The organism is Candidatus Omnitrophota bacterium, assembly GCA_026387175.1.
In the GTDB taxonomy this organism is placed as follows: Bacteria; Omnitrophota; Gorgyraeia; order 2-01-FULL-45-10; family 2-01-FULL-45-10; genus CAIMPC01.
The window spans coordinates 1-24,331 of sequence record JAPLME010000001.1; the positions used below are offsets into that span (position 1 = coordinate 1).

Consider the following 24,331-nt stretch of genomic DNA (forward strand, 5'->3'; position numbering starts at 1 on the left):
ATAGCTCTTCACCGTCGCCTTGCCCTTCTGAGCCAGAGTAGCTAGGATCGATGCTGTAAGGGTGGTCTTGCCATGATCGATGTGACCGATCGTACCGATGTTCACGTGCGGCTTGGATCTTACGAATGCTTCTTTTGCCATAACGTTCCTCCTATCTATAAACTATGGAGCTGCAGATCGGGCTTGAACCGATGACCTCGTCCTTACCAAGGACGTGCTCTACCGACTGAGCTACTGCAGCCGCTTTAGCTTTAACGCCAGCGGCTGTTTTTACGACGTAACCGGGCACAGTAAACTCTTCCTCAGAGTTGTCTCTGCCCTAAAACTCTTCAGGCCTTCATACCATTATGATTGTAGTTCGAAAATTAAGTCTGATTATTATAACAGAAGAGCTATTTATGTCAAGTATTTATTTAAAAAAATCGGAATTAAATTTCTTCGACAGCTTCTTTTTTGACCCAGCTGATTTTCCCGTCCGGTCTCCTTACCTGCCGCCACCCGTTTCTGGTATTTAATATGAGAACTTCCCTGCCTTCATGCAGAGTATAATACGTCGTAGACTTTTCTATGGGCTCGTATTTACACTCCACTTCCTTCTGCACCACTATCCCGTGTTTTAGTATTCTCTCATCAAAGTACCTGGCCGCGACTGCCGATAGATTTAGAATAAATAGAGCGACGACTAAAACTAAAACCGCGCGGAACCGTCTCGCGAAGAACGGCTTGGCGATAAATAAACCGATGAGCAAAAGCAAAAGGAGGTATAGGATAGTGGCGGAAAAAATAATCGCCCGTAAACTGTAGAGCCCGAATATAGCGTCGAGCGCATTTAAGATAAAATTTCCCTGCGTTTCGGTATTCGCGCTCTCTACCAATGAACGCGCATAGGACAGATTTGCCTTGAGATCACTGTCGTGAGGGATCAGCCTCTTAGCTCTTTCGTAACAAAGTATGGCATGTCCGAGACTCCCCATCTTAAGGAAACCATTGCCGATATTGTAGTAGAGGTTACCGCTCTCCAACCCCGACTCCAGTATGGCTACATATCCTTCCACCGCTTTCAGATAATCCCGTGACTCGTAGTTATGATTCGCCGTATAAAAGAGCTGATAGGGATCTGCTTTCTTCTCTTCGGCATACGATGCGGCTGTTATTAAAACTGCGAGCACCGACGCTAATATAATGCCAGGTCTTTTCATAATTTTTTGCGCTCAAAGTACTTCAGGATATCCTCGAGCTCCTTTTTATCATCCCTCATCTTCATGTCGCCTACATGCAGGAAAGCAAAACGCGCCGTATCACAGGCCTCGAAAAGCCTCTTCACCTTACTGACTATCGCCGGGTCTATCTCTTTCGAAACAAGGCATTCGACTGCTGTATTGGCGGTAACACCCGCCGGAGGGATATGCAGCCGGTAGCCTAAATAGTTTTGAAGGGTATTGAATAAAGTCTCGTAAAAGATCTTTGGGTCCTCCGTCTTCAACTGGCGGCTCAAATCCTTAAGGCCCTTTTTCGACGATCTGAATGCCATAATACGTCCGGAGTATGCGGTATCGCTCTTAAGGCGTGTCCGCCTCCGCTGCACCACATAATACGCTATCAAAAACATAAGCGGCGCGGATATTATAGTGAAGAAGGCGCCGGTCTTATAATAAACTTTTCCTTTTTTAAACCATATACCGGGAGACTCTTTTATGTATATGATATCCCTGCCAAGGTCCGCTTCTTTAGCCGGCGCGGGAGGCTGCACGCCCGGCGTAGGCCCGATCACCTGCGAAGGCGCTTCTTCCTTGCCTTTTTCGACCTGCAATGGTATGGGGCCCTGGGTTATGGTCTTAAATTCTCTGGCATTTATGTCGAAGTAAGAGAATGCGGCCCTCGGCACCTGTGTGACCGTATCCGTTTCGGGGATCAGCACCTGTGTAAAACTCTTGTGGTTATCTTCCGTCTTCACCTGAGGCTCGTATGTTTTAAATCCGGAGGTATTATCGAAATTGGGCATAAGCACGGTGTTGAAGTTGCCGGTGCCGTTTATATCCATGCGCACGGTTATCGGATCTCCGATTTTGATCTTGGTCGGGCTTGCGGTAAAGATAAATTGATAATCGCCGACGGCACCCGTAAAGCCGGAGGGGCGGGCCTGTTCAGGGATCGGCGAAACAACTATCTGGGCGTCCTGTGATTTGAGTTCAAGAGGATAACGCTCAAAGCGGGTGAAGAAATCGTCGAACATGGATCCGCCGTAGGGATCATTCGGGAAAAAGTCATCGGCCATAGGCCCGCGCGAAGCGGCTCTGGGAACCATCACGCTGCATTTTATTTTGGCGGGCCCCAAACGATAGTCGCCGGGCTTTGTGCCGAAGATACTGGTCTTGAATTCGAGGACGTCAAAAAGCATCCCGGCAACGCGCTCGCGGTATTGTTTCGGTTCTTTAAATTCAACCTTAGAGAAGCCTTCCTGATCGAATGTAGGCAGCTGTATATCGCTCACATTCAGCCTGTTCACGTAGAGTTTAACCGTAACCGGTATAAGCTCATTGACGTAGGCCGCCGGTTTATCGACAAAAAGCGTAAGGTATATCCTATCCCCCATATTCATCTGTTGCAGCATATTAGCCCCTGATGCCTGCGCCATAGGCGCAACCCTTTCTTCGACGGCCTCGAGCGACACCATATTGGACGCATAGTCATCGCCCTTATACTTAAACGTAAACGGCCCGAGCTGAAATTTGCCGAGCTTGAGAGGCTGGACATAATACATATGCGTAATAGAACTTGAGACTTGGCCATTTATAACCGTCATCATAGTGGAGGGTCCGATATATTTTATGTCAAGGCCATCGATGTTGCCGAGGTCCGGTGCCGGCATCGACTGAGTTCCGTAGAAAGCCAGCCCGAGCTGCGCCTTTTCGCCTATGGCTACACGGTTCCTGTCTAGGCTGACTTCAAACTTCTTCTCCGCAGCATGCGCTCGAGGCGCAATAATGCTTACGATGAGATAAGCCAATGTTAATATTTTTATATATCGTTTCATATTCATCCGTTTTCCTACAACATCGAAACTTCTGCGGTAAGCCTTCCGCTTGTCGCGAATTTACATTAGGCATGTAAATTCGCTGTTGTAAAATCTTGATGGCCAATGAACCTGCCTATAGGTAAAAAGCTGTTGTGCAGTTTCATTGTCCTGGTATATCGCCTAGAAGTATCAAGATTTTACGAAAGTCGCTCCAGGCTTCCCGCAGAAGTTCCGCTGCCTGAAGATCTCTCCTGGGGCATCTTCCATACGATATTTTCGCCTACGCTTTACCAGTCCCTCGCCGGTTCTGACATGTTAATAGGCTTCTGGCGCATCTTGATCGTGCGACCGGTAGCCTCTTCGCCTTTATATCCCTCGAGGAGCATCTTAGCCTCTTGTTCTGTCATCTCGCCGGGTTCAGCTTCTTTTCCGGCGCCTTGATAAGCTGCTAATCCGCCCTGTTTCTCTTCGGGCTTCTTGGCTTCTTCGGAACCCTGTTCCCCTTGAGCTTCCTTGCCCTTCTCTTCTTCGCCCGCGCCGGCAGCTTGCTTTTCCTGCTCCTCACCTTGCTTCTCTTCGGGTTTTTTCTCTTCCTGCCCAGGCGCTGCGCCTTGTTCTTTACCTTCTTCGCCCTTCTTCCCTTCTTCCTTTTCTTTCTTTTGATCAGCCGCAGACTTATCCTGTCCTTCGGCACTTTCAGGCTTCTTCTCTTTCTGTTCCGCACCCTCGCCACCGCCCTGCTCGCCTTCGGACTTATTCTGCTGCTCTTTATTCTCCTGAGACTGGCCTCCACCACCTTGTTGGCCGGCTTTTTCTTTATCTTTATCCTGCTGACTTTGCTGGTCCTTATTCTGCTGCTGGTCCTGATTTTGCTGATTCTGGTCCTTCTTCTTGTCTTCTTCTTTTTGCTGTTTATCTTGCTGATCCTGTTGTTGCTGATCTTGATTCTGCTGTTGCTGGTCCTGATTCTGCTCTTTATTCTGATCTTTCTGCTGCTGGTTTTGATTCTGCTGATCCTTGTCTTTTTGATCCTTCTTATCCTGCTTATTCTGTTCCTGCTGTTTCTTCTTCTCTTCTTCCTGCTTTATCTGAAACAGGGGCTTAAGCTCTTCCAGTTTCTTCGATACAAATTCGTAATTGAATTTAGCGTCTTTATCGCCCGGATTCAGATCTATAGCGCGCTTATAATACTGAAGGGCCGTAGCGTAAACTTCGGCGGTCTTCTTAATGTCCTTCTTCTCTTTATCCGCTTTGTCTTTTAACGCGCCTGTCTTATACGTCGAGTTCCCTATGTTATAGTCCGCGGCACGGATAAGTCCGGCTCGCCCTGAAGCTATCGACTTGTTGAAAACCTCGATAGCTTTAGGATACGCGCCGTTTTTATATAATGCCGCGCCACGGTTGAGATCGGGGATGCCGCTGGACGACTTTTCCAGAGCGGCTTTTTCGTATAGCTTCGCGGCGCCGGCGTAATCACCGTTATTATATAATATGTTTCCTTTTTTAACATCATCTTTTTCCGATGCGAAAGATGCCGTCGGAAAGGCCGTCCAAAATACCAGTAAAAACAGCAATAATTTTAATCTTCTCATCTTGCCGCCATCTTTCGATCGGGCAGAATCGGCTCCAGCAATAGAAGCAATACGGCAAAGGCCAGAAAATACTGGAACCTCTCCTGAGCGTGTTTTCTCATCTTTGCCTCTATGTCCCTCTTCTCAAGCTTCGATATGCTCTTATCATATAGAAGAACAAGCCCGAATTCCGCCTGTGTCGCATGGACATAATTACCGCCGGTGGATATGGCTATCTTCTTAAGGAGGTCTTCATTGAGGACCGACTTCACCACCTGACCCGAACGATCTTCTACATAGCCCCTTTCCCCCTTCTCATTTATTACAGGGATGATATCTCCCTCCTGGCTCCCTACGCCGACGCAATATATTTTGATGCCGAGGTCGCTCGCCTCTTTCGCGGCTTTAAGAGCATCGCCTTCCAGATCGTCCCCGTCTGTGATAATGACCAGAATCTTATATTTTTTATCCGGCCCTTTGAAGATATTCATGGATTCCCTTATGGCGCTCGTAATAGAAGTGCCGCCGCGTGGTATCGTGCCGATACCGAGATCGTCGAGGGCAAGCAGGAACCCGTTATAATCTATCGTGAGAGGGCACTGGAGAAATGATGTCCCGGCGAAAGCGATAAGGCCTATGCGGTCGCCATTAAGTTTTTTAACCAGGTCTTTTACCGCAAATTTTGACCGTTCGAGCCTGTTCGGTTTCACATCGGTGGCAAGCATACTCTTCGAAACGTCGATGGCTATCAGCATATCTATGCCGGACCTCTTGGTCTCTTCCCAGACAAACCCCCATTGCGGCCGGGCAAGCGCTATAAGCGCGAGGACTACGGCGGCGCTTATGACTATGCATTTCAGTATCCTCATTATGGTGCTCGCTGTAGGCGCGATACTATTTACGAGGCGCTTGTCGGCAAAGCGTTCTATGAGTAAGCGCCGCCGTATCATTGCCCAGACATAGAAGACCGCTAGCGCAGCCGCTGAGGCATATATCAAGGCAACATATTGACGGTTAGCGAATTCCATCTTACGGGATCCTCATAAAGAATGTATTAGTAAGGAATATCTCCAGCGCTAGCATGATAAGCCCCGGGATCAGGAAGAAATAGAACAGCTCCTCGTACTCCCTGTAACCGAAGTGCTCTATATTTGACCTTTCCAGCTTATTGATATCATCGTATATCTTACGCAGGGTTTCCGTGTCGCTGGCTAAATAGTATTTGGCGCCTGTCAGGCTGGCGATCTTCTTCAGTATTTCCTCATCCATCTCTATCGGAATATTTTTATACACCGTCCTGCCGTACATGTCCTTTAACGGATACGGCACCAGCCCCTTCGATCCGACGCATATGGCATAGACCTTTATCTTCAATGCCTTGGCAGCCTCAGCGGCAACTAAGGGTGATATAGTTCCGGCGTTATTAACACCATCTGTCAGAAGTATTATAACCTTGCTCTTGGTCTTAGAGGTCCGCAACCGGTTGACCGATGTCGCTATAGCCGAACCTATCGCGGTCGCATCCTCTATCATGCCGATGCGAACCCTGTCCAGGTTCTCATTGAGCCATGAATAGTCGCTGGTGAGCGGACAGACCGTATACGCGCGGGCGGCAAACGCAACCAGTGCGATCCTGTCGTCTTTACGTTTCCGGATAAATTCCTTAACGACGTCTTTGACAACATCAAAACGATTCACCCTGTTCGGGCCGATCCTGAAATCTTCCGCAAGCATGCTTGTTGAAGTATCGAGGTCCAGCACTATGTCAACGCCTTCGGAAACCGTCTTGGACCCTTCGAGGACAGCCTGCGGCCTCGCGAGAGCGAATATAAAAAGTATTATGGCTCCCGCCCTGAAGAGAATCAGATATTTACTGAAACGAAGCCGAAAAGTGGGCTTGATACCTTCCAGCAGATCCTTGGAAGAAAAGACGAATGTGGAATCCTTTCGCCTCATCCTGGCGAGTAAGCCCATCAGCAGGACCAGCGGCACTAAAAGCAATACCCATGGATCCTTGAACGCGAACATCTATTTTACTTCCTTAGTCTCTTCGATAAAGTTTTTAGCCGTCACGTAAACTTTCTCCGTCTCTTCGCCGGTCGGTTTATATTTCGCGAATTTTACCAGGTCGCAGGCGTTCATGAACCCTCTCAACAGCTCTTTATGCGTCATTGTTAACGCGTTGGAATCACGCAGTGAATTAAGGAACTCTTCCGAAGTCATCTCGGGAGCCTTTAAATTAAATGCCCGCTCTATGTAACGCCTGACGCAATCGGAGACTCCGACAAAATATTCTTTAATATCGCCGGAGTTGATCAGTTGCGAGCGTATGGCCTCCAGCTCCTCGAGAGCGGTCTCATGAGGAAGCCTTAACGGCTTGGTCTCTCTCGCCTTTTTAATTATTACGAGGAGGGTTATAAGGATGATCAGGCCGGCCAATAGCCCGCCCGTAAGAAACCAATTTATCTCAAAAAAGCTCACAGGGCCTTTTATGTCTTTGATATCGGCGGGAAACTCTTTCGGCAGAACGCTCCTGACATCTACCGATAAAGCGCCTGTTTTTTTAACCGCCCAATCCTTAGCGGACGCTGTCTTATATTTTATATCAAGCGCGGGGATCTCTTTTTTGCCTACGGAATAAGCTGTAATATAATACCAGCTGTGAAATGTCTTTTTACCGAATAAGCCTCCGGTCATCTTACCGGCGGAATCCTTGATCTCAAAAACACCGATGATATTATTCTTGAAAGCAGGCATCTGTATCTGGGTCCCGCGGGAAGCGGTTATTTCTATCGTGAACTTGATCCTGTCGCCGATCGTAATTTGATTGCGGTTTATATATGCGCGCAAGGCTATATCATCTCCCGCCTCGGCCACGCAAGCGGCAAGGACCATGACGCAGATAACTAACTGTAGTATAAAATTACTATTTCTCATTTATTCCCGAAAATCATATTCTATGTCTTCTCATCTTAAAGAACTTTATCAATTCATCTATATATGGCTTATCAGTGCGAATGTCAATGTGATCGACGCCTATAGATCCGAACATCCGGGTGCGTTCATCGATCTTTCGCGCCGACTTTTCGGAGTAAGTCCGCCTGACCTTGGCGCTGGACGTATCTACAAGAAAAAACGCTCCCGTCTCAGCATCCGTGAGCTCTATAATGCCCGTTTTAGGCAGTTCCATCTCGCGCGGGTCCGTGATGGTTATGGCGACACAGTCATGCCTTTTATTGGCTACCGAGAGCGGCTTCTTGAAGTCCTTGGCGAAGAAGTCCGAAATTATGAACGTGACGGCACGACGCGTGGTGACGCTGTCCAGGTATTTTAAGGCGTCCTCTATATCGGTGCCTTTACCCTTCGGCTTAAAATAGAGGGCTTCCCTGATAACGCGCAAGACGTGCTGCTGCCCTTTTCTCGGGGGAATAAATTTCTCTATCTTGTCCGTAAATATTATGAGCCCGACGCGGTCGTTATGCTTTACCGCCGCGAACGCAAGGACCGCCGATATCTCGGCGGCGATCTCGCTCTTAAGCCTTTTTGAGGTCCCGAAATACGAGGAGGCCGACGCGTCCAGCAGTATCATTACGGTGAGCTGTCTCTCCTCCACGAATTTCTTTATGAACGGGCGGCCCATTCTGGCGGTGACGTTCCAGTCGATCGAGCGTATCTCATCTCCCGGCTGGTATTCCCGCACCTCATCGAATTCCATGCCGCGGCCCTTGAAGACGCTCTCATACGAACCCGACAAAAAATCAGTGACCAGGCGTGATGTCGTTACGTGTATACGGCGTATCTTTTGGATTACTTCTTTTGGGAGCATTCTTCTCTTCCCTAGGGAACTTTCACTTCATCAAATATGCGCTTTACCACATCGACCGAAGTCTTATCCTCAGCCTCAGCCTCATAGCTGACTATAACGCGATGCCTTAGCACATCGAGGCCTATCGTCTTCACATCCTGCGGCACCACATAGCCTCTGCCCTGCAGGAACGCATAAGCCTTCGCCGCGATGGCCAGATTGATGCTCGCCCTGGGAGACGCTCCGTACTGTATCAGTGATTTCAGCTCGTTCAGTCTATAGGCCCCCGGATCCCTGGTGGCGAATACGATGTCGATTATGTACCTCTCAATACGTTCATCGATATATACCTCATCAACTATCTTTCTGGCCCTTACGATATCCTGCGGCCCAACGACCGGTTTTACCGATATCTTCTTATCGGTCATGGCCATCCTCTTCATTATCTTATACTCTTCTTCTTTGGTAGGATATTCGACGTTGAGCTTGAGCATGAAACGGTCCACCTGGGCCTCAGGGAGAGGATATGTGCCCTCATGCTCAATAGGATTCTGGGTCGCAAGGACCATGAACGGCTCGTCCAGCTTGTATGTGGTATCGCCTATAGTGACCTGGCGCTCCTGCATTGCCTCCAGAAGCGCACTCTGGACTTTGGCGGGCGCGCGGTTTATTTCATCGGCGAGTATTATATTCGCGAATATCGGGCCCTTCTTTATCTTGAAATCCCCGTCTTTTTGATTGTATATCAATGTCCCAAGAAGATCTGCCGGAAGAAGATCAGGCGTAAACTGCAGCCTCTGGAATTTAGTCTCTATCGATTCAGCTAACACTTTAACTGACAATGTCTTTGCCAGGCCAGGCACGCCTTCGATCAGTATGTGGCCGTTCGCGAGGATGCCAACCAGGAGCCTTTCTATCAGATATCTCTGCCCCACTATCACGGTTTCGATCTCTTCGATGAGCTTCGATACAAACACGCTTTCCTTTTTTACTTTCTCGTTTATCGCTTCGACTGACTGGACCATATGGTATTCCTCCTATTCGTATTTAATAATATAATACTGCAGTTTGAATTAAGCAGATTTACTAGAATGGAGCGGGAGATGGGAATCGGACCCACGTATCGAGCTTGGAAGGCTCGTGTTCTACCATTGAACTACTCCCGCGCTTTCCATATAAAATATCGATAATCATAACACCAATTTTTTGTATGGTCAATCAGATTTTAGACACAAAAAAGCCGCCGTTAAACTCATGTTAACGGCGGCTTTTTATATTCCGAGTCTACAAAACTAACTATTATGCGGCGGCAGCAAATAAACGCTTAATAATATTCTCATCCACTAGCTTGCCTGTCAGCCTGATCATGCGCGGCATAATTGAAACAAACCAAAGTAAATTATTCTCAAATTCGCTCGCTATCCTTGCCGGCGGCTCTTCTCCGGTAAAGTTTTTGTAAGCGAGCGCGAAAAGGCGGTAATCTTTATTAAACATACCCACGCCCATCATCGCCATCGCATTCAAATTTATAAATGGCACTGCCTCTAGATCCACTTTGTTCAGTTGTTTAAATGAAACTATGCGGAGGTTCTTATCCTGTTTGATATCAGCTGTTAACTTGCCGTTATCAAGCACTATCACTTTATACCCGAGGCTTAAATAGTCATCGACCGCAAACTCTAAATCAGCTTCGCTATCTACTTCAATAACACCTTTGTCATCCCCATGCTGAAACATCTTTACGAGAGACTGTTTCATAATGTGATATTGTTTTTTCAATATCTCCGTTGTGCTGCCACTCCCAGTGCCAAAATTCGCTATCTTTTTATTTACAATAACTATCATATTGCTAATACCTACAGGGCGGCTATCTCCAAAGAAAAGATGATTAGCGGTTTCTTCTGTTGCCTGTTTAACTTCCCTGATTGTCGGATTCGCCACAATCTGCATAGCTGTTTCCTGGTCAGGTTCGACAACGGTATACATCTGCCCGAGGAGATTGCAATTCGCGGAGCTCTTAGATGAAAATTCCTTAGGCGCGTATTTCATGAGAGCCGCCCGGATATAGTGTGAAATATAATTTACCGTCGCCTGCGGGGCCCCGCCGTATTCGGCACTTTTAATATTTTTAGCGAAGGTTCCAAACTTCGCGGATAAATAGGCATCGCCGCGTATTAAATCCGCAAAACCTTCATCCCTCATGGAGAACTTATAGCCGCTACCGACAACGATAAAGACCAGGCCATTCTCTTTTTTTATCCTTACGGCCTCCTCCACTATCTCTTTAATAGGCTTCTCCTGGCCCGGGACAAGCGCCATTATTCCTGGCCTCAGCTTTTCCCAGCTGGACTTATCTACATCATCCCAGTCATCATAGTTGGCCGGATATTTATCAGATAGCGCCAACGTTAAAAGACCATTATTATCAGGGACCTCAAAAATCGAACTTCTCCTGTGCGTGTAAGCAGAAATACTTGAACTGATCAAATCTTCACGCAGAAGTTTTACAGCAGTGAAAAAATCTAATACGGTCTCTTCTGGGCGAGGTTCAAAATCTTTAAGAGGATACCCAATAGCTTCTTTGGTTTCCTCAGCTACCGCTATTCCCTCTTTTTTGACTATTTTTTGAACAATCGTTTCAAACAACACACCTCGGCTTGCCAACTCCGCGTTCGATAATATTCTAAACCCACGTACAGCCAGATCGTTTCTAATATATCTAAGCTCATCACCTTGCCCCAGGGTATGTAAATCTTTCGGATATTTTTTCCCGCTTCGGCCATCAAGGACTTCGCTCACCGGTCTGGCTAAAGGCTGGACCTCATAAGGATGAAGACCCTTATCCGGATATGTCGCCATCCAGCCGGATTTGCCTTCCTCAATAAGCTGAACCGCCATACGGGTAAGCTTATCGCCCATCTGAAGATCATAGTCGCCCGGCTTCAACCCCCTACCTGTATATCCTAAAATAACATGCTTTACTTGGTCTGGCTTCAATTTTATAGTATCATACTTCTTCGCATCTGCGTTTTCCCAACGAGTTGTTAAAATGGCAACGATGAAATCAGTCGCGCCTTCAAGCTTCGGATGACCGTGAGTATCTGTCTCTATCTTACCGGCATCCACCGATTTCCACACGTCATCGATTAACGGATTCTTGCTGCGCAGTTCCGCAAGAAGCGGATCTTTCGGATCAACCTTATATCCTTCGGAGACAGACATATTAATAACACCGTGTTTTTCATAAATTTCCTGCACCCTTTTAAGGATAGCGAGTATCGACACGGTCTTTTCGGGAACTATCGTTATCACAGTGTTGTTTATAAATTCCGCCTTCTTCTTACCGGCCCTTATATCTCCTTTACCAAGTGTCATTAAGACTTTTTCAGGCACCCTTCCGGCCCTATCCCCCGCGGCCAGGGCAAGCCATCCGGCATTCCTTCCCATAATCTCCGCGACAAAGACTTTCTTTTCGTTCTGGCCAGTTATAGCGCCGAGCAAGAACCTTCCGCGAAAATGCTTGGCGGTCTTATAAAATCCTAACATCTGCGTCATAGCATCATTATCTATGCTCTTCGGAACAGCAACGGCCATCTTACCGAATTCCGCGGCTTTTAACGCAATCCTGCAATGGTCATCGCCGCCGGTAACTATTAACCCGCCGTGTGCATCAAGATTTTTCATAAAATTAACGAACTTATCAAAAGTCTTCTTGATGTCCTTTTCTTTATCTTTTGATTTCTTCAGGCTCTTATCAGATATGGACGAACTTCTTCTCAGTAAGAGATCCCTCATGTCATCTAAAGCTTCCGTCTCAGATCTTTCCAAAGCATTCCAGTCTGAAATCTTCATTATGATATTCTCTAAAGCGGATTTGTGAGCATTGGAAAGGCGGGGGTCCTCATCTTTAATTGAAGCGATAAGCGCCCTATACCAGTCAACCGCCTTAAAGGGTGCTTCTCTCGACGAAAATAGTTCGGTCGAAGGCCGCTCCCTGATTCTCTCCGCTTGTTTAACATCAAGTTGTATTCTATAATTTTCGTTAAATTTATCGGACGTCATCCCGGCGAAACCTTCCCTTACCCCCATCGGGATATATCCTTTCGCGGTAAGCTCCTCTGTAGCCGCGGCAACAACCGCGTTTAATCCGGCACAATCGCCGCCTGACTGGGCTATCAGTATAGTCCTCTTCTTTAATGCCTCCACTACGTCATCAATCGGCGCTCTCTTATGCGCTTCTTCCTCTGAAACATTACGATCGGCTATATGCACATACTCGTGCTTAATTAGCTGAATCATCAGCTCTTCCCAATTTTCGTAAATTTTGGCGTTGGTCAGGATATTATAGTAGAGAGAATCTATATAAATGGATTCTCTGGCTATTCCTGGATGCGATATAACTTCGAGAGCATATTCATTGATGATCTTTTCCCTTGTCGGCTCATCATATCCTTTTGCCTTCAGTTCCGCGCGGAACAATTCTTTAAACTCAGCAACTAAGTTTTTAATGGGGAATATCTTAATTTCCGGTATTCTGGACTCTTCGTCAGAAAACCATACTTGCCTTCTTGAGCTAATTAAATCTTTTACGAGTACAGGCTTTACGTCAGAAACAAGTTTCGCTATGGTCCTATCAAAAAGATCCCTAACGTTTATGCCATCCACATCGCGCGGAAGATCTTTTCCTGTGAATCCTGCCAAAGCACCAGGGTTAAGTTCTCTTTTTACTGCAGCCGCTAATCGCTCAGTTAACAGTCCGTCCGGAATTTTACCTGTCGCCACTAAAGCACGGATCTGTCCGATAACCTCTTTTTCTATTTGTTCACGCCTACTCGAAAACTCTTCTGCTTTAATACCGGCTTTCTCTATATATTTTTTGACTAAAAGAGCCGCAAATGTCTCTATCCATTTGGTGGCAAAATCTTCCATTCGAAATTCTGCAGATCCTCCGATTTGTGAAACTTTTCCCAGCTCCGCCGCGAACGTCGGATCAGAAAGAAGTTCAAGAATAGACGCAGGGGCAAGCGTCGCTTTCTCAATTTTAATAGAGTCCGCGAAACTTATATTTGACAATAAAAACAGCGGGACGAGAATTAAAGCTGTGATTTTTCTAAACATTTTCTCTCCTTTTTTAATTTCATTTTTTAAACTGACTTTTGTATATCTACTGTCGGTTAAGATATAACATTTTCAGAAAGTTGTCAATACACAAAAACCTAATATTTTATATCTTAACATTTTTAAAATATAACCGTGAGACTTCGACGTGCGGATTTGTTAGTGGTTGGAATTAAATCGGACTTAGCAGTATTCGTCTTTTATTAAGGAGACGATGGGATATCCTTTTAACTTCTCGCGGCCTTTAAGAGCTGTGAGCTCTATCAGGAACGCTATGGCCTCAATTTTACCGCCCATCTTCTCTACGAGGTCTATCACGGCGCGACATGTGCCGCCTGTCGCCAATAGGTCATCTATTATCAGGACTCTTGCGCCTTTTTCGAACGCATCCTGATGTATTTCAATAGTATCCTTGCCGTATTCGAGATCGTAAGTAACGGAATGAGTTTTGTGGGGGAGTTTTCCTTTCTTGCGAATCGGGGCAATTCCAACTCCCAGCTTATACGCTAAAGCCGCGCCGAAAATAAAACCGCGCGCTTCGATGCCAAGAATGATATCTATCTTCTTATCTTTGAGCTCGCCCGCGAAACGATCAACGGTTTCCCTGAACGACTTGCCGTTCTTTAGAAGAGTGGTGATGTCTTTGAATATTATCCCCTGTTTCGGAAAATTTGGTATATCTCTGATATATGATTTCAGGTCGTTCATAAAAATGTCCTCCTATCTCTGTTTCGCGATCGCCTCGTTTTCCTGTTCGATCATATGCTCGCGCATTTTACGCATTGCCACCGATTCTATCTGACGCACTCTTTCTCTGGTTATTCCGAAATGTTTTGCAGTGTCTCTAAGCGTATGCCCGATCCCGTCCTTCAATCCAAACCTGAGGCTCAGTATCTTCTGCTCCCTCTTCGACATCCTGGCGAGAAGCACTTTTATGCGCTCCTTGGTGAAAAAGGTGGAGAGCCCGTCAGCGGCTGTCGGCATATTCTCGTCTTCTATCAGGTCCATGAATTCCGTCGAGCCTTCTTCGCCTACGGGGGTATTGAGGCTTGTGGTCCCGGTCACCATCTTGCTGAGCTGTTTCACTCTCTTCATCGGAAGCTTCATGCGCTTGGCAATCTCATTCAGCTTCGGTTTCCTGTTTAGAGAGGTGGTGAGAGTTTCCGTCACCTTCTTATAGCGCATCAATAGCTCGATGACATAGACCGGCATCCTTACGGTCTTTCCCTGATTCGCTATGGCCCTTGAAACATACTGACGTATCCACCAAGCTCCGTAAGTGGAAAACCTGTACCCCTTTTTGGGATTGAACTTCTCCACTGCCTTAATGAGGCCCAGGTTGCCCTCTTCTATCAGGTCCATCATCGAAACACCGAGATGAGAATACTTCTTAGCAATGCTGATGACAAGCCGCAGATTAGCCTGGATCATCTTACCGCGCGCTTTCTTATCACCCTTCTTGATTTTTATGGCAAGAGATATCTCTTCTTCAGGAGAGAGCAATGCGAGCTTCTTTATATCTTTAAGATAGAGCCTTATGGCATCCATAGTGCACTCGTCCTATTTCCTATTGGTTTGACTATTTCTTCTTTCCCTCTACAGCCGCCTGCGCTGCCGCAAGGCGGGATATCGGGACCCTGAATGGTGAACAGCTGACATAGTTCATGCCAACGCGATGGCAGAACTTGACGCTCTCCGCGTCTCCGCCATGCTCACCGCAGATACCTACTTTCAGGTGTTTGCGGGTCGCGCGGCCGCGGTTTATGGCCATCGCGATAAGCTCACCCACGCCGTCCTGGTCGATGGTCTGGAACGGATCCGCAGGCAATATCTTTGCGGCAATATAATCCGGCAGGAAACTTCCGATATCGTCGCGGCTGAAACCGAAGGTCATCTGCGTCAGATCGTTGGTACCGAACGAGAAGAACTCAGCCGTCTCGGCCATCTTGCCGGCCTGGAGCGCCGCGCGCGGTATCTCTATCATCGTACCGTACATAAACGGTATATCCTTCATTCCGAACTTTGCGCATACCTCTTTATACACTTTATCCACGAGAACTTTTTGATTATCGAGCTCGCTCTTCGCGCATGTGACGGGTATCATTATCTCCGCAACCGTCTTCTTGCCGGATTTAATAAGCTCCGCAGTCGCTTCCAGGATTGCGCGCACCTGCATTTCCGTGATCTCGGGGTATGTGATCCCGAGGCGAACGCCGCGATGTCCTAACATCGGGTTATTTTCACTCAAGCTTTCCGCGCGTTTATGAAGCTCCCCCATATCCACTCCGAGATCTTTAGCAAGCGCCTGCAGTTTGTCTTCGCTGTGAGGAACGAACTCATGCAGCGGAGGATCGAGCAGCCTTATAGTGACAGGATACCCTTTCATCGCCTCGAGAGTAGCCTTCATGTCGCTCTTCACGAACGGGAAGAGCTCCTCGAGGGCCTTTATTCTCTCAGCCTTCGTCTTAGACATGATCATCTTGCGTAAGAGGAAGAGAGGCTTATCGGAGCCCTCGCCGTAGAACATATGCTCGGTCCTGAAGAGACCTATGCCTTCGGCGCCGAATTTTACAGCCTGAGCGGCATCTTTAGGAGTATCCGCGTTAGTGCGAACTTTTAGAACTCTGAACTTATCGACCAGTTTCATGAGCTCCGTATACGACTTATTATGATCCACGTCCACATCCACCAGGGAAAGCTTACCCTGATAGACAAGGCCCGTTGTCCCATTCAAGCTCAGCCAGTCACCTTCCTTAATAACGATGCCCTTCTTGGTTGTGAGCGATTTATTATCATCCGCGATATCAAAATCCGTGCAGCCGACGATGCAGCACTTGCCCCAGCCGCGGGCTACGAGAGCGGCGTGTGAAGTCATTCCGCCCTTTAATGTCAATATCGCCTGCGCCTTATGCATACCATCGACATCTTCGGGAGAAGTCTCCTCACGGACGAGAATCACCTTCTCGCCTCTAGCAGCCCATTCAACGGCCTCGTGGGATGTGAATACCGCTCGGCCTACTGCGCCGCCCGGACCCGCAGGAAGACCCTTAGCTATAGAGCCTGCAGCCATTTCCGCTTTTGGATCGATCATAGGCAGGAGCAGCTCTACCAGCTGGTTAGGCGCTACGCGCATAACTGCCGTCTTGGCGTCTATCAGCTTCTCTTTATACATGTCCACCGCCATGCGAACAGCGGCGACGCCGTTACGTTTTCCGATACGGCACTGCAGCATGTAAAGTGTGCCTCTCTCGATCGTGAACTCTATATCCTGCATATCTTTATAATGCTTCTCGAGCCGCTTACGGATCGAATCCAATTCTTTATACAGAGCCGGCATCAGCTTCTCCAGAGTCGTAAATTGCTTGCTCTGGTCGTTCTTAGAATACTGGTTAAGAGGAGCCGGCGTACGTATGCCTGCCACAACATCCTCGCCCTGCGCGTTCACCAGATACTCGCCGTAAAACTGAGCTTCGCCGCTGCCGGGGTTACGACTGAAGGCAACACCCGTAGCGCTGTCTTCTCCCATATTGCCGAATACCATCGACTGCACAGTGACCGCAGTCCCCCACTCATCCGGTATTCGTTCGATCCTGCGGTACTCGAAAGCCCGCTTACCGTTCCAGCTCGCGAATACAGCGCCTATCCCGCCCCAGAGCTGTTCCTTCGCATCATCCGGGAAAGGCTTGCCAAGGACTTCCTTAACCGTGTTTTTAAAATCCACTACCAGCGCCTTCAGGTCACTTACAGTAAGATCTGTGTCGGACTTATATCCTTTGGAATGTTTCAGTTTTCCCAGTTTCTCATCGAGCGTTTTCCTGATACCCTTGCCGCCTTTAGGCTCGATGCCGGCAGCCTTTTCCATAACGACGTCGGAGTACATCATGATGAGCCTGCGGTATGCGTCATATACGAAGCGCTCATTACCGGTCTGTTTGATCAATCCGGGGATCGTCTTCTCATTCAAACCCACATTTAAAACCGTCTCCATCATTCCCGGCATCGACTTACGAGCGCCGGAACGCACTGAAACTAGAAGAGGATTGATTGGATCTCCGAATTTCTTGCCCATGATCTTTTCGACAGAGGCCATAGCCTTCTCGACCTGATCTGACAGGCCCTTGGGATAGCTCTTATTGTTCTTCAGGAAATACGTGCAAACGTCTGTGGTGACCGTAAATCCGGGCGGAACCGGAAGCTTTAAGCTAGGGTGCCCCGCCATCTCGGCGAGATTTGCGCCCTTTCCTCCCAGAAGATTCTTCATCGATTCATTGCCGTCGGCCTTCCCGCCACCGAAGAAATAGACATACTTATTAGACCTCGACTTACTGCCCATTGTTACTCGTGCTCCTTTCGTACTCTTGATAACTTTTTCCGAACCCAACTCCTCACGCCGAAACGCCAACACAGCGTCCGCCGAAGAACCGCTAGAAGCTTTCATGATATTTACCCTTTCAGTCTCTCTATTAAATATTTTTTCACGCCAGCGACGTCAATCCTATCCTGCTTCATCGTATCACGGTCGCGTATAGTGACTTTCTTGTCTGCGAGGCTGTCAACATCGACCGTAATGCAGTAAGGTGTCCCCACCTCATCCTGCCTTCGGTAAAGCCTGCCGATCGAAGCTGTATCGTCGTACCTGACTTTCAAGTCTCTCTTAAGATCGTCTGTGATCTTATGGGCTAGCTCGACTATATCCGGCCGGTTCCGCAGAAGCGGCAGCACCGCCGCTTTCAATGGCGCGAGGCTTTTATGCAAGCCCAGTACGACACGCTTTTCATCCCTGACCTTCTCCTCGCGATAAGCGTCAAAAAGAAACGCGAGTATCGAACGGTCGATGCCGCCTGACGGCTCGATAACATACGGAACATACCGCTCATTAGTTACATCATCGAAATATTCGATATCTTTGCCGCTGAGACGGCTATGCTGCCTAAGGTCAAAATCGGTCCTATTGGCTATGCCCTCAAGTTCGGACCAGCCGAACGGGAACTGATACTCGATATCGGTGCAGGCCTTCGCGTAGTGCGCCAGCTCATTTTTTTCATGCTGGCGCATTCTCAGATTTTCTTTTTTGAGGCCGAACTTCACATACCAGTTAAAACGCTCGTCAACCCATTTAGAATACCACTCTTCGTCTGTGCCGGGTTTCACGAAAAATTCTATCTCCATCTGCTCGAATTCGCGCGAACGGAACGTAAAACTCTTCGTGGTGACTTCATTGCGGAAGGACTTCCCCATCTGCGCTATGCCGAAAGGGACTTTACGCCTCATCGAATCGACGACGTTCTTGAAGTTAACGAAGATGCCCTGAGCGGTCTCAGGCCTTAGATATGTCAGGCTTGCCGCGTCTTCTATCGGGCCAAGGTGGGTTTTGAGCATCATATTGAACTGGCGCGGTTCAGTGAGCTCCCCGTCGCACTCCGGGCATTTTTTGCCGGTCACATGCTCTACCTTAAAGCGCTTCCTGCAGGATTTACAATCCACGAGAGTGTCTTCGAAATTCGATACGTGGCCCGATGCCATCCAGGTTTCCGGCCTCATCAGGATAGCGCAGTCCAGGCCGTCGATATCATCGCGTTCATAGACGTTCGACCGCCACCAGGCCTCTTTGAGATTGCGCTTGAGTTCTGCGCCAAGCGGGCCGTAGTCCCATGTCGCCGCCAGGCCGCCGTAGATCTCGCTGGACTGAAAGATAAAACCCCTCCTCTTGCATAGAGAGACGATCTTATCCATCATGTCGGATTGGGGTTCTTTCGGTTCGGGTTGCTGCATATTTAGTAATATATCCTGTAATAATATCAATCGGTAATAACTGCGAATTGCGTTATCCTAACACACGCCATACCTAAAATCAAGCGAAAAGCTCATACGAAAAATCTACTCGATCTCTTTGATAAACTGGACGGTCTTCAGGCGGCGCTCTATATGGTAATCGAGGTATCGGCGGAGCAGCCTCTCGAGCTCTTTACCCACCTCGGCGGAGACCTTCACCATGGCCGCTCTCTCGAATGATGACGATCGTATGTGCTCCATGAATTTCACCGTGCCGGGCAGTATCGATACCGCCATCCTGTCGGTAGAGAGGCATTCCTTACATATGAGCCCTCCGTGCTGGAGGCTGAATCTGGGATTGGGGCCGGCTTTCTTGCCGCAGTTCGCGCACTCATCCAGATTGGGCATGAGCCCGAGCAAGCTCAGGAGTTTTATCTCAAATATCCGCGCGGCGCGCCTGTAGCTCGAAATGCCCTCGAGAAGAGTTATGCTATTTAGGGTTAGGTCGAAGACCTCACTGTTTTTATCCGAGAGACTCGTGACCGAATCCAAAAGCTCTATCATATATGCGGCATAGGAAAGTTTCTCGAGCGACATCCTGATAGGGTTGAAATAATTTAAAAGGTCGCACTGAGATATGGTAAATATCTCGCCTCCCTTTCTCTCATAGAACACTATCTCGTCAAGCGCGAATAGCTCGAAGGCCCCGCCGCCAAAAGACGCTCTCGGCCCTCTGACGCCGCGGACTATCCCTTTTATCTTGCCAAAGTCCCTGGTATAAAAAGTCAGCAGTATGCTGGTCTCTCTCAGGTCCTGACGGCGCAGCAAGATCCCGTCGCTCTTTTGTATCGGCATCGTATCAGCGGAATATCTGGAACACTAATGTCGCGAGAAGGATCCCGAGCACAGCGCCCGCTATCACTTCCCACACGGTATGAACGGCGTCTTTCACTCTGTGGCGCGCTATGAGGAACGCCATCAGGAACGACAGTATTATGACGATGGAGTTATTGGTGAAGAAAGCTATGATAGTCCATATGGCGAAAGCGATCGCGGAATGCCCCGACGGCATGCCGCCGCGCAGAGGAGTGCCTTTATGAAATATGATCTTTCCCAGTATGCTCGCGCCGAATACGAGTATCAGCGCTATAAAAGTTATATGCCACGGGGCGGTCCTGACGTTGATAAGCTGCGTACCTACGCTGAATGGAATCTTCTTATAGAAAAGAATATAACCGACGATCGTAGCATTTATCGCCGTGAGCAGCACCGCGCCAGAGGAGACATCCTTTATTATGCGCACGATCGGATGAAATTCTTTCTTTATCATATCCACGGTAAGTTCGATAGCGGTATTTATCATCTCGGCGAAGAGCACCAGCGTTATCGTTATGGCCAGTATCATTATCTCGCCGGCCGAGAAACTGAGGTATATCCCAAGAAGAAGGAAAAGGAGCGCCGTCAGGAAATGCGTCCTCATATTGCGCTCCGTCTTAAGGACGTATATGAAGCCTTCTACTGCGGCGTTAAAACTTTCGATAAATTTTTGCAGCTGCATAATTTATCCAATATCCGGTTCTGTTTTCTATCCATCCTGCGGCTGTCTACGGCCGTACCGTCATCATAGCCGAACAGGTGCAGTACGCCATGTATAATGTAGAGCACGATCTCATCAGCAAAGCCAGTGCCATAGAGCTTTGAATTTTCAAGAGCCGTATCCAGGGATATCATTATCTCGCCCAGAAAGGCTTTCTGCCCGAAATCTTTTCTATCGATCTTAAAACTCAATACGTCTGTCGCCCTGTCCTCGAATTTATATTTTCTATTGAATTTCCTGATGGATTTATCATCCAGAAAAATCAGCTCCAGCTCCACCAGACGGTCCTTATTGATTATCTTTAATATTTCCGCTGCCAGGTCTCGCGCATACCGTTTGTTTAGATTATACGACTTATGGAGATTTACTACCATTATCTTGTTTGACCTTGGCATTCGCGTTTTAAGGAGCGCTCCTTATCTCTTTATCTTGATATTAAGTTCGTTGAGCTGCTTCTCATCAACGCCGGAAGGGGCGTTCGTCATCGGACAGAAGGCCTTCTGCGTCTTCGGGAAAGCTATAACATCCCGTATCGAATCGCAGCCGACAAATAATGTCATCAGGCGGTCAAGGCCGAACGCCACGCCGCCGTGAGGCGGAGCGCCGTATTTGAACGCGTCGAGAAGGAAGCCGAACCTTAAATTCGCCTCGTCTTCATCGATACCTATCGTTTTGAATATCAGTTCCTGCATCTGCCTGTCATGTATCCTTATACTGCCGGAACCTATCTCGGTGCCGTTGATGACGAGATCGTACGAGCGCGATCTCACTTTATCCAGCGACTCGCCCTTTTCGAGCAGTCTCATATCATCCGGGTGGACCGATGTGAATGGGTGGTGCTCGGATACCCATCTTTTGTCTTCCTCGCTATACTGAAAAAGCGGGAAGTCAGTGACCCATAGGAACTCGAACCTCTTCTCGTCTATAAGCCCCAGCCGCTTGCCAAGAAGCTTGCGCAGATTCGACATTGCATCGTATGCGATCTTCTTCTTATCGGCAACGATGAATATCATGTCGCCGTCGGAAGCATTGAGCGCAATCCTTATAGCTTCCAGCTCTTCTTTCGAGAAGAACTTATCGATCTGGGATACGAGGCCTGACGCTTCACATTTGAAGTTTGCGAGCCCTTTCGCGCCATACTCTTTTACAAATTCTATCAATTCATCCACCTGAGAGCGGGAATATGAAGCGCATCCTTTGGCGTTTATGGCAATGACCTTACCAAGTTTACCCGCAACATCCCGGAATATCTTGAACTGGCAATCTTTAACTATATCCGTTATCTCGACCAGCTCGAGCCCAAACCTTATATCGGGCTTGTCGCAGCCGTATCTTGCGATAGAATCCGCGTATTTCAGCCTCGGAAACGGGGTCTTCAGCTCGATGCCTATCGCGTCTTTAAAGAGTTTTTTCATCAACCCTTCCGAGAGCTCATAGACGTCATCTTCCGTGACAAATGACATCTCTATATCGAACTGGGTGAATTCAGGCTGCCTGTCGGCCCTCAAGTCCTCGTCCCGAAAACACTTTGCTATCTGAAAATAGCGATCGAACGAGGCGACCATTAGTATCTGTTTAAATAACTGCGGCGACTGGGGCAGCGCGTAGAACATGCCCGGGTTCACTCTCGAGGGCACCAGATAGTCCCTTGCGCCCTCAGGCGTGGATTTGGTAAGTATCGGGGTCTCCACTTCTACAAAATTTCTTTCGTCAAAATAGTCGCGCGCGGATTTACAGACCTTATGTCTGAGCCTGAGGTTCCTCTGCATAGGGCCGCGCCTCAGATCCAGATATCTGTATTTCAACCGGCTCTCTTCAGTGACGGATGCGTCATCCGTTATCTCGAACGGCGTAGTGTTCGCCTTATTCAGGATCTCGAGTGATTCGGCGGCTAGCTCGATCTGGCCCGTCGGAAGCTTCGGGTTCTCCGTGCCGGCGGGCCTTCTCTCGATCTTGCCGCTCACCCTTATAACGAATTCGGACCTCAGCTCTTCCGATTTTTTGTGCAGTTCCGCATTAAGCTTAGGATTAAAAACCACCTGAGTCAGACCGTATCCGTCACGGATATCTATAAATATCAGGTTGCCATGATCGCGTCTTGCGCCGACCCAGCCGCAAAGCGTAGAAGTCTCACCTATGTTCTTAGCTTTAAGCTCGCCGCAGGTATGCGTCCTTAACATAAAGCCTTTCTCACTTCCTCGACAATAGAACCCATGCTGACCATCGCCTGAGGCTCCTTACCGCTCATGTCTTTTACAGTCGCTTTGCCCTGTTTCAATTCATCCTCCCCTATCATAATAACGATCTTTGCTTTATTCTTATCCGCGCTCCGGAGCTGCGATTTTAAAGATGTCTCGCCGATGTCCGTAAGCACCGTTATATTTTCCCGACCCACTCCATCCCTAAGCTTTTGCGCGATCTTTATTCCCTCTAGCTTTGCCGCGTCTCCCATCGTCGCTATATATATTATATTCCCGGGTTCCGGGCTCCGGCCTTCGGCCTTTAGCGCTATGATCATCCTTTCGATACCGAGAGCATAGCCTACCGCGCCGACGTCCGCCCCGCCCATATCCTTCACCAGATTGTCGTATCTTCCGCCGGCGCCTATCGCGTCCTGACCGCCCAAAGACGGATGCGTGATCTCGAAGACGGTCCCCGTATAGTAATCCAGCCCCCTGACGAGATTCTTAGTTTCCTCAAATTTTATTCCGAGCGCCGTAAGGTTGCCTTTAACTTTTTCAAAATGCCCCCTGCAACCGTCGCAGAGGCTCTCGATGACGTTCGGGGCATCCTTCACAATCTCTTTGCACCCCGGATTTTTACAATCGAGCACCCTGAGCACATTCTTTTCCATCCTTGACCTGCAGTCGTCGCAGAGCTGCGAGCTCTTACCGCTCAGGTAGTTCTTAAGGTTCTGCGCGAATTTGGCCTTATCGGCTTTACAACCGAGCGTATTCAATTTTATATTAAAGCCTTTTAGGGCAAACCTCTTCATCAAATTATTGATCTGCGCTATGGCTTCTATGTCGGCAAAAGGGGAATTCGAACCTATCACTTCGGCGCCTATCTGGAAGAATTGCCTCAAGCGCCCTTTTTGCGGGCGCTCGGCCCTGAACATCGGGCCTATATAATATAGCCTGCTGATCGACGCCTCGCGCAGGAGAGCATGTTCAATGTAGGCCCTGACTATGGGCGCGGTACCTTCGGGTCTCATCGTGAGAGAGCGCTCTTTCCTGTCCGGGAAAGTAAACATCTCCTTCGTAACTATATCGGTGGTCTCGCCGATGCCGCGCACGAAGACAGAGGTATCCTCCAATATCGGCGTTCGTATCTCGGAATATCCTGAGGACTCAAACTCCCGACGGGCCGCGGCCTCTATATCGTGCCAGATCCACGCATCCTGAGGCAGCATATCCTCCATCCCTCGCACGGACTTGTATTCCAATTTTACA

At 48.3% G+C, this 24,331-nt stretch carries 19 protein-coding genes and 2 tRNA genes; all 21 read right to left on the reverse strand.

The window, feature by feature from the left end:
- Positions 1-141: GTP-binding protein (locus tag NTY76_00005; GenBank protein ID MCX5677483.1), on the reverse strand; the 141-nt coding region annotated here is incomplete at its 3' end.
- A 24-nt stretch (positions 142-165) separates the two neighbouring features.
- Positions 166-241 (reverse strand) — tRNA-Thr (locus tag NTY76_00010).
- 187 nt (positions 242-428) lie between these two features.
- Positions 429-1,199, reverse strand: a complete 771-nt coding sequence (locus tag NTY76_00015) for a tetratricopeptide repeat protein (GenBank protein MCX5677484.1) — start codon at positions 1,197-1,199, stop codon at positions 429-431.
- Positions 1,196-3,034: a BatD family protein gene (locus NTY76_00020; GenBank protein MCX5677485.1), complete on the reverse strand. Its 1,839-nt coding sequence runs from the start codon at positions 3,032-3,034 to the stop codon at positions 1,196-1,198. Before NTY76_00020 ends, NTY76_00015 begins: the two co-directional genes overlap by 4 nt.
- A 269-nt stretch (positions 3,035-3,303) precedes the next feature.
- The gene (locus tag NTY76_00025) at positions 3,304-4,608 is read right to left on the reverse strand and encodes a tetratricopeptide repeat protein (protein ID MCX5677486.1); all 1,305 of its coding nucleotides are present in this window, start codon (positions 4,606-4,608) and stop codon (positions 3,304-3,306) included.
- Positions 4,605-5,615 (reverse strand): VWA domain-containing protein, encoded by a 1,011-nt coding sequence (locus NTY76_00030; GenBank protein MCX5677487.1) that lies wholly within the window; start codon positions 5,613-5,615, stop codon positions 4,605-4,607. Before NTY76_00030 ends, NTY76_00025 begins: the two co-directional genes overlap by 4 nt.
- Before the next feature lies 1 nt (position 5,616).
- Positions 5,617-6,615, reverse strand: a complete 999-nt coding sequence (locus NTY76_00035; GenBank protein ID MCX5677488.1) for a VWA domain-containing protein — start codon at positions 6,613-6,615, stop codon at positions 5,617-5,619.
- A complete protein-coding gene (locus tag NTY76_00040) occupies positions 6,616-7,524 on the reverse strand; it encodes a hypothetical protein (GenBank protein MCX5677489.1) in 909 nt (302 codons plus the stop codon).
- 13 nt (positions 7,525-7,537) lie between these two features.
- Complete coding sequence (locus NTY76_00045; GenBank protein ID MCX5677490.1) at positions 7,538-8,413, reverse strand: DUF58 domain-containing protein; 876 nt, start codon at positions 8,411-8,413, stop codon at positions 7,538-7,540.
- 11 nt (positions 8,414-8,424) lie between these two features.
- Positions 8,425-9,417: a MoxR family ATPase gene (locus NTY76_00050; protein MCX5677491.1), complete on the reverse strand. Its 993-nt coding sequence runs from the start codon at positions 9,415-9,417 to the stop codon at positions 8,425-8,427.
- Positions 9,418-9,484: 67 nt separating this feature from the next.
- Positions 9,485-9,558: transfer RNA gene (locus tag NTY76_00055), tRNA-Gly, on the reverse strand.
- A 133-nt stretch (positions 9,559-9,691) separates the two neighbouring features.
- Complete coding sequence (locus NTY76_00060) at positions 9,692-13,510, reverse strand: 6-phosphofructokinase (GenBank protein ID MCX5677492.1); 3,819 nt, start codon at positions 13,508-13,510, stop codon at positions 9,692-9,694.
- A 183-nt stretch (positions 13,511-13,693) separates the two neighbouring features.
- Positions 13,694-14,218 (reverse strand): adenine phosphoribosyltransferase, encoded by a 525-nt coding sequence (locus NTY76_00065; GenBank protein MCX5677493.1) that lies wholly within the window; start codon positions 14,216-14,218, stop codon positions 13,694-13,696.
- Positions 14,219-14,230: 12 nt separating this feature from the next.
- Positions 14,231-15,058 carry a sigma-70 family RNA polymerase sigma factor gene (locus tag NTY76_00070; GenBank protein MCX5677494.1) on the reverse strand — a complete coding sequence of 276 codons (828 nt, stop codon included), beginning with the start codon at positions 15,056-15,058 and terminating at the stop codon, positions 14,231-14,233.
- Between the two features lie 31 nt (positions 15,059-15,089).
- Positions 15,090-17,843, reverse strand: a complete 2,754-nt coding sequence (gene ppdK / locus NTY76_00075; protein MCX5677495.1) for a pyruvate, phosphate dikinase — start codon at positions 17,841-17,843, stop codon at positions 15,090-15,092.
- Between the two features lie 110 nt (positions 17,844-17,953).
- Positions 17,954-19,282 (reverse strand): glycine--tRNA ligase, encoded by a 1,329-nt coding sequence (locus NTY76_00080; GenBank protein ID MCX5677496.1) that lies wholly within the window; start codon positions 19,280-19,282, stop codon positions 17,954-17,956.
- A 105-nt stretch (positions 19,283-19,387) separates the two neighbouring features.
- Positions 19,388-20,137 (reverse strand): DNA repair protein RecO, encoded by a 750-nt coding sequence (recO, locus tag NTY76_00085; protein MCX5677497.1) that lies wholly within the window; start codon positions 20,135-20,137, stop codon positions 19,388-19,390.
- Between the two features lie 4 nt (positions 20,138-20,141).
- Positions 20,142-20,840, reverse strand: coding sequence for a diacylglycerol kinase (locus NTY76_00090; protein MCX5677498.1), 699 nt, complete (start codon positions 20,838-20,840; stop codon positions 20,142-20,144).
- Complete coding sequence (gene ybeY, locus NTY76_00095) at positions 20,798-21,274, reverse strand: rRNA maturation RNase YbeY (GenBank protein ID MCX5677499.1); 477 nt, start codon at positions 21,272-21,274, stop codon at positions 20,798-20,800. The genes NTY76_00090 and ybeY overlap by 43 nt, the downstream gene beginning before the upstream one ends.
- A gap of 21 nt (positions 21,275-21,295) precedes the next feature.
- Positions 21,296-23,059: an aspartate--tRNA ligase gene (gene aspS / locus NTY76_00100; GenBank protein ID MCX5677500.1), complete on the reverse strand. Its 1,764-nt coding sequence runs from the start codon at positions 23,057-23,059 to the stop codon at positions 21,296-21,298.
- Entirely contained in the window at positions 23,053-24,324 is a 1,272-nt protein-coding gene (hisS, locus tag NTY76_00105; GenBank protein ID MCX5677501.1) for a histidine--tRNA ligase, read from the reverse strand. Before hisS ends, aspS begins: the two co-directional genes overlap by 7 nt.
- Positions 24,325-24,331 lie beyond the last annotated feature (7 nt).

Bases quoted from the DNA above. Each gene is read 5' to 3' on its own strand.
- NTY76_00040 (MCX5677489.1), bottom strand. From the start codon at position 7,524: ATGAGAAATAGTAATTTTATACTACAGTTAGTTATCTGCGTCATGGTC.
- NTY76_00060 (MCX5677492.1), bottom strand. From the start codon at position 13,510: ATGTTTAGAAAAATCACAGCTTTAATTCTCGTCCCGCTGTTTTTATTG.
- NTY76_00030 (MCX5677487.1), bottom strand. From the start codon at position 5,615: ATGGAATTCGCTAACCGTCAATATGTTGCCTTGATATATGCCTCAGCG.
- NTY76_00050 (MCX5677491.1), bottom strand. From the start codon at position 9,417: ATGGTCCAGTCAGTCGAAGCGATAAACGAGAAAGTAAAAAAGGAAAGC.
- NTY76_00090 (MCX5677498.1), bottom strand. From the start codon at position 20,840: ATGCAGCTGCAAAAATTTATCGAAAGTTTTAACGCCGCAGTAGAAGGC.
- recO (MCX5677497.1), bottom strand. From the start codon at position 20,137: ATGCCGATACAAAAGAGCGACGGGATCTTGCTGCGCCGTCAGGACCTG.
- NTY76_00080 (MCX5677496.1), bottom strand. From the start codon at position 19,282: ATGCAGCAACCCGAACCGAAAGAACCCCAATCCGACATGATGGATAAG.
- aspS (MCX5677500.1), bottom strand. From the start codon at position 23,059: ATGTTAAGGACGCATACCTGCGGCGAGCTTAAAGCTAAGAACATAGGT.
- NTY76_00070 (MCX5677494.1), bottom strand. From the start codon at position 15,058: ATGGATGCCATAAGGCTCTATCTTAAAGATATAAAGAAGCTCGCATTG.
- NTY76_00065 (MCX5677493.1), bottom strand. From the start codon at position 14,218: ATGAACGACCTGAAATCATATATCAGAGATATACCAAATTTTCCGAAA.
- NTY76_00020 (MCX5677485.1), bottom strand. From the start codon at position 3,034: ATGAAACGATATATAAAAATATTAACATTGGCTTATCTCATCGTAAGC.
- NTY76_00015 (MCX5677484.1), bottom strand. From the start codon at position 1,199: ATGAAAAGACCTGGCATTATATTAGCGTCGGTGCTCGCAGTTTTAATA.
- NTY76_00045 (MCX5677490.1), bottom strand. From the start codon at position 8,413: ATGCTCCCAAAAGAAGTAATCCAAAAGATACGCCGTATACACGTAACG.
- NTY76_00025 (MCX5677486.1), bottom strand. From the start codon at position 4,608: ATGAGAAGATTAAAATTATTGCTGTTTTTACTGGTATTTTGGACGGCC.
- ybeY (MCX5677499.1), bottom strand. From the start codon at position 21,274: ATGCCAAGGTCAAACAAGATAATGGTAGTAAATCTCCATAAGTCGTAT.
- ppdK (MCX5677495.1), bottom strand. From the start codon at position 17,843: ATGGGCAGTAAGTCGAGGTCTAATAAGTATGTCTATTTCTTCGGTGGC.
- NTY76_00035 (MCX5677488.1), bottom strand. From the start codon at position 6,615: ATGTTCGCGTTCAAGGATCCATGGGTATTGCTTTTAGTGCCGCTGGTC.